This is a genomic window from Rhodococcus sp. C26F (genome assembly GCF_053345925.1).
The window spans coordinates 5,949-11,104 of the sequence record NZ_JBKFBA010000044.1 but is presented as its reverse complement, the minus strand read 5'-3'; the positions used below and the strand labels follow the sequence as shown (position 1 = coordinate 11,104).

Here is a 5,156-nt window from a genome sequence, read left to right as displayed (position 1 = left end):
CCCGGCCACCGGCGTGAAGGACCTGTCGACCCGCCGGGCATCCTCGATCGCAACGTACTGTCCGCTGTGCTGCGCTGTGCCTAGACTGGGAACCACCGGCGAGGAGTGCGGAGTATGGACACCGGTCCGAAACCCCGATCCCTTCGAGCTGAACGCGGCACGTCGCCATGACCACCGACACCCTCGTCAATCTAGGGTTGGTGCTCGTCTTCGTGCTCGTCGGCGGCGTGTTCGCCGCCACCGAGATCGCGTTGGTCTCCCTGCGCGAGAGTCAGATCCGCGAGCTCGACCGGCGCGGGGGACGAGGTCGCCGCACCGCCACCCTTGCGCGCGACCCCAACCGGTTCTTGTCCGCGGTGCAGATCGGGGTGACCGTCGCCGGGTTCTTCTCCGCCGCCTACGGTGCTTCCACCCTCGCCCCCGATCTAGCCCCGACACTGCAACAGTGGGGACTCGAACACAGCGTCGCCAACGCCGCGGCCCTGATCGGCACCACTTTGGTCATCGCCTATCTGTCACTGGTGCTGGGCGAGCTGGTACCCAAACGCATCGCCCTGCAACGCGCCACCGGCACGGCTCTGGCGGCCGCCCCGGCACTGGATCGCTTCGCCACCCTCATGCGCCCGGTGATCTGGTTGCTGTCGGTCTCCACCGACGCTCTGGTTCGCCTGCTCGGCGCCGATCCGTCCCGCAAGAACGAAGAGATCACCCACGACGAGCTCCGCGACATGCTGGTCGAGCACGATGTTCTTCCCCCCGACGAGCGCAGTGTGCTCACCGAAGTCTTCGACGCGGGAGCGCGGTGCCTGACCGAGGTGATGCGCCCACGCACCGAAGTGGATTTCCTCGATGCCGACAGCTCGATCCCGCAGGCTCGCGCCATCGCGTTGAGCAAGGCTCACAGTCGTTTCCCGGTTGCGGCCGGCACCGTCGATCATGTGATCGGATTCGTGCATGTGCGGGACCTGATCCTCGCCGACCCCGAGACCGGACCCGACCGGGTGAGGGGCCTGTGCCGTCCGGTACTGGCACTGCCCGGTTCCAAACCGGCCCTGGCCGCGCTGACAGTCATGCGGCGCAGCAACGCCCAGATCACGGTAGTGATCGACGAGTACGGCGGCACGGCCGGCATCGTGACGATCGAGGACATCGTCGAAGAGATCGTCGGTGAGATCGGCGACGAATTCGACCCCACCGGCGACCCGCCCGTGTCCGAGCTACCCCACCAACAGCAACCCCTGCACGAACAGATCGACGGTCGGCTCCATGTCGAGGACTTCAACCGGGCCACCGCCATTTCCTTGCCCGATGGTCCCTACGACACCGTTGCCGGCTTCGTCCTGCACCGTCTGCAGCACCTTCCGCACCTCGGTGAGAGCCTCACCGTCGACGGCCATCGTCTGACGGTGAGCGAACTCGACGGCCACCGCATCGCACGCCTGCGACTGCACCGACGCCGATGACCGAATCTGACCAAAGTATCGCGCAACACGGCCACCTCACGAAAGGCGACCACCACGCTGATCTCGGTCAGTAACCGAAGAGCGTTTCTCGACCGCGTTCTCTTCCCATCACGGGGACGAACACGGCCTCGTTGGTGTGGCCGGGCCGGCGTTCGGTGTTGAGCATCTCGGTCACCGGCCGAGGGTGACTGCTCGTCGCAGCACCCAACGCGGACAGCAATTGCGGGTTGAGCAAGGCCGGTTTGTAGTTAACGCTTTTGTCCTCGGTCACGGTTCTGAGGAGCGTGCCATGCGCTCGGCACCACGATGACGGGCCGATGGGAGTGGCGCAGGGTACTTATCGCCACGCTGCCGAGCAGCATCTCCCGCGCTGTGGAACGTCCCCGAGATCCGACCACTATGGCAGCAGCTTTAAGGTCCTGTGCAGAGGCGGTCAGTGCATCGGAAAGGGCGCGAGAATGGAGGCCCCGCCCTCGTTTAACATTCAACCGCGTGATTTCTCGGTCGGTGATCCCTGGCAAATGGGAACTCGGAAGGGCGGTGTCGCTGCCTTCGTCGTCGACGGAAACCAGAAACAGGTCACGGTCCGGGAACAAATGGACGGCGCCCTCGAACGCTGTTCCCGCACCTGCAGAGCCGTCCCAACCAATCGTTACGGGCCCGTCAGTCAGGGCGGCATAGTCGGCGGCCAACATCGGATAAGGGACGACGAGGACGGGCCGAGCGGAGTAGCGCACCACCGTGTCGGACACGCTGCCTAGCATCGCTTGGGTGTTACCCAGCCCGCGAGACCCGACAAGCACCAGGTCGACTTCCATCTCGTCGGCAATCTGCGCGAGACGTGGGCCTTCGCCGCTGAAGGTTGGTTTCAGCAGCGGCTCAGCATCCCATCCGGCGGTGCGGGCTAGTGCGACACCGACCGTCAGGAGCCGCTGAGCCTCGTGCTCACCCTCATGCTGAACCATCTCGCTCAATTCATCGACGTTATGAGCGAGGGCATGTAGCCGCTGGCGCACTTTGCTGCTGGCAAATGGAGGGGCCCAGAGGTAGGTAATCCATCCGTGCGCATTCGGAAACAGCGACGCGCCAGCTTCGATCGCTGCGTTAGCGGCCAGGGAACCGTCGTATCCCACGATTGCGCTCACCGGCACGGTGCACCTTCCTCAACTTGAATCGACTCTGCCGAGCTTCTTTTGGACCTCTTTGGGTAGGTAGGGAGACTCCCGCTCGCGGGCTATCCGTTTGGCCTAGGTGAGTGCGCTCGCCGGAAGTCATGAAGGTGTAGACGGGTGCGAGCATAGCGGACCCGCTCCTTGGGGTGGCCACTTCATGTGGGCCGTGGGTCGGCGAGTCATCACGTAGGTCGACCCGAAGCTGAGCGATATCGACACCGCACGCTGGGTTCTTGCTGAGGTCCTCGGTTGACGCATCGCGCTTTACCATGAGCGCCTCCAGTTTTGTCGGCGTATGCCGCCGACAACCTCGATGTTGACCGCCTCGGTGATCGGTCCGCCGAGCGACTCGAAATGCATCTGAGCGGATCAGGGCCTAAAAGACCCTCCCGAGAACCGGAAGGGATTCTGACTTTGGGTGCATCTTCGGCAGGAAATCCGGATCTGTCGATGCCTTCCACGTCGTAGTGGACTGCCAGGTGATCTTGCCGCCGTGCAGGATGCGGCGCAGTCTCACGACTGATCGCCGACACCACCTTCTGCGCGATCAGGTGCTCGGCGAGCTTGGCCAGACTCCATGTGGAGAACGCGGTGATCCTCCAACGCAGGGGGACGTCCGGGGCGATCAAGCAGATCCGCTCACGCGTCTGCTCATCGATCGGCTTCGGCCGTCCCCCTCTCCATTTTGGTGCAACGCCTCGAATCCATGGCTGTTGCACGCATGGATCACATCACGGACATAGTCGTCGTTGACCTGCGTCAACGAGGTGATGTCCTGGGCGGTCTGGCCCTGCGCGGACATCAGCACCACGATGGCGCGACGGAATTTGATCGGGTCTTCGGTGGTGCGGCTGATCTTCTGCAGCCGTCGCCCTTCCTCCATAATCAACGATCGGATGAACACGCTGGGTTGGCGTGCCACGGTCACTTCCTCGTATCGACTCGGAGACAGTTTGCCGTGCACCTCGCCTCGACCCTGGGTTACCCGGTCAACAATCCGTGACGAGCCACTAGTCCGGTGTGTTCTCGGGGTCCCATTACTGACACCGAATGGCGAAATCGGCCCGGCCGCTCACCCCGATACGAGAACTGACACCAATAGCGGGAACCTGCAGCAACCGGCTGATCAAACCGTTTCGTGCCTTATCGGAATCTCATTCGTAGATGGGCGCCCGGGGCCGCTGGTTCGCATGTGTCCCGGCAGGGTTCAGTGTTCAGCACTGTCGACGACGTGGCGCCGCAGTGGTCGTGCCGAAGATCAGGACGATCCCCGCCAAGACCAGCGCGGTCTGGGCGCGTGGTGCGTCGATGTCGAGGACCACAATCTGGGGAACAGCGCCCAGGCGATCGCGACGATTCCGATCATCCGAGCGTCGCAATGTTGCGTAGAGAACGTCCAGCAGCAGCGCGGCCACGCACAACAGCGGAGCAATCCCCGAAGAGAGCAGGACGAATCCCCGGGCAGTAAGGAGTTCCAACTGTGCCAGCTCGGAAGCATGTCGAGGTCCAGACCGAGGTTGGACCGCTGGGGTCCGACACCAGCGCGGTGCCATTGAGCGGTCCCGGCGCTCCCAGGACCGCCAGCAGGAGCAGTGTCACCCCTGTTCGCACGCAGCCATCATCGTCGACGGATTGTGGGTGTTCGTCGACGTCACTCGAGCTGTGCGGTGGTGCCGATCGCGGCGCGCGTTGGTCTGCGGGTGCCGTGATTTCGCCCCCCGGCGTCACGGCCCAGATCGCCCACACCATTGCTTGCACAGGCAGGTGGGGGCGATTGTCGTTGCCATCCGTCGGGTCGACTACATCCCGCATCGGGTGTCCGCGGCGTGTGATGCCTGCGCAGGGCCGTGCAAGCTCGTGGTTGCGGACGGTCATCGCGTTACCGAATTGTCATGCTGCGCGGTCGAAATCGGGGAGTGCCGCATCCGCACTGTTGCATCCGCACTGTTCTTCCAGCACGGTCCTTCAGGTCGGACGGGAGTGGATATTGTCGTCAGTCGCGCGGTGCGAAGTGTGGGAAACGCTCGCCTGGCTGCGTGGATCGATACGACACTCGTACGCGGCGCTCGGGCCGCACCGGAACATCACCGTCGATCCACGAATACACCAAGGGTCCCTCGTCGAGTTCGACGATGGCCAGGACCGACGGACAGGGTGAACTGCGCAGCGGATCGGGGGCGTCCTCGACGACTCGGCACGAGACGATCACACCTGCGCCGGCCGACTCGATCGGCTCGAGTATGTCGGACGCGCACCCGGGGCAGGTGGTCGGCGACGGTGCCAGCACCGTGGCGCAGTCTCGACATTTCCAGATGACGAGCTTCCCGGACCGGGTGGTCCGGTTGTGGGCGTGAGCTGGGGGCCGAGGGGTCGCAGGAAGATGGCCGTTTGCACGAGTTAGGGGCGGTCGACGAGTTATGGGTGATCGGTGTCGGTGGACCATGGCGGGGCCTTCGATCGGGCGGGTAGGGCACCTTCCACACGACGCTTGTCGGGGTGGAAGACCCCGGATGCCCTGCCT

7 protein-coding genes are annotated in these 5,156 nt (G+C 64.1%); 2 read left to right on the top strand and 5 right to left on the bottom strand.

The annotated features are described in order from the left end of the window. The first annotated feature begins 167 nt into the window (after positions 1 to 167). Positions 168 to 1,463 carry a hemolysin family protein gene (locus ACLBYD_RS26620; protein WP_447818784.1) on the top strand — a complete coding sequence of 432 codons (1,296 nt, stop codon included), beginning with the start codon at positions 168 to 170 and terminating at the stop codon, positions 1,461 to 1,463. A 67-nt stretch (positions 1,464 to 1,530) separates the two neighbouring features. Here ACLBYD_RS26620 and ACLBYD_RS26615 read toward each other — a convergent pair whose 3' ends face one another. From ACLBYD_RS26615 to ACLBYD_RS26595, 5 genes are all read right to left on the bottom strand, one after another. Then, entirely contained in the window at positions 1,531 to 1,734 is a 204-nt protein-coding gene (locus tag ACLBYD_RS26615; RefSeq protein ID WP_447818783.1) for a hypothetical protein, read from the bottom strand. Next, positions 1,712 to 2,614 (bottom strand): universal stress protein, encoded by a 903-nt coding sequence (locus ACLBYD_RS26610; RefSeq protein ID WP_447818782.1) that lies wholly within the window; start codon positions 2,612 to 2,614, stop codon positions 1,712 to 1,714. Before ACLBYD_RS26610 ends, ACLBYD_RS26615 begins: the two co-directional genes overlap by 23 nt. Positions 2,615 to 3,260: 646 nt before the next feature. Further along, entirely contained in the window at positions 3,261 to 3,557 is a 297-nt protein-coding gene (locus ACLBYD_RS26605; protein WP_447818781.1) for a hypothetical protein, read from the bottom strand. A gap of 292 nt (positions 3,558 to 3,849) precedes the next feature. Beyond that, positions 3,850 to 4,050 (bottom strand): hypothetical protein, encoded by a 201-nt coding sequence (locus tag ACLBYD_RS26600; protein WP_447818780.1) that lies wholly within the window; start codon positions 4,048 to 4,050, stop codon positions 3,850 to 3,852. 578 nt (positions 4,051 to 4,628) lie between these two features. Beyond that, positions 4,629 to 4,844: an OB-fold domain-containing protein gene (locus ACLBYD_RS26595; protein ID WP_447818800.1), complete on the bottom strand. Its 216-nt coding sequence runs from the start codon at positions 4,842 to 4,844 to the stop codon at positions 4,629 to 4,631. Here ACLBYD_RS26595 and ACLBYD_RS26590 point away from each other — a divergent pair. Then, positions 4,768 to 4,989, top strand: coding sequence for a hypothetical protein (locus tag ACLBYD_RS26590; protein ID WP_447818801.1), 222 nt, complete (start codon positions 4,768 to 4,770; stop codon positions 4,987 to 4,989). The genes ACLBYD_RS26595 and ACLBYD_RS26590 overlap by 77 nt on opposite strands. Positions 4,990 to 5,156 lie beyond the last annotated feature (167 nt).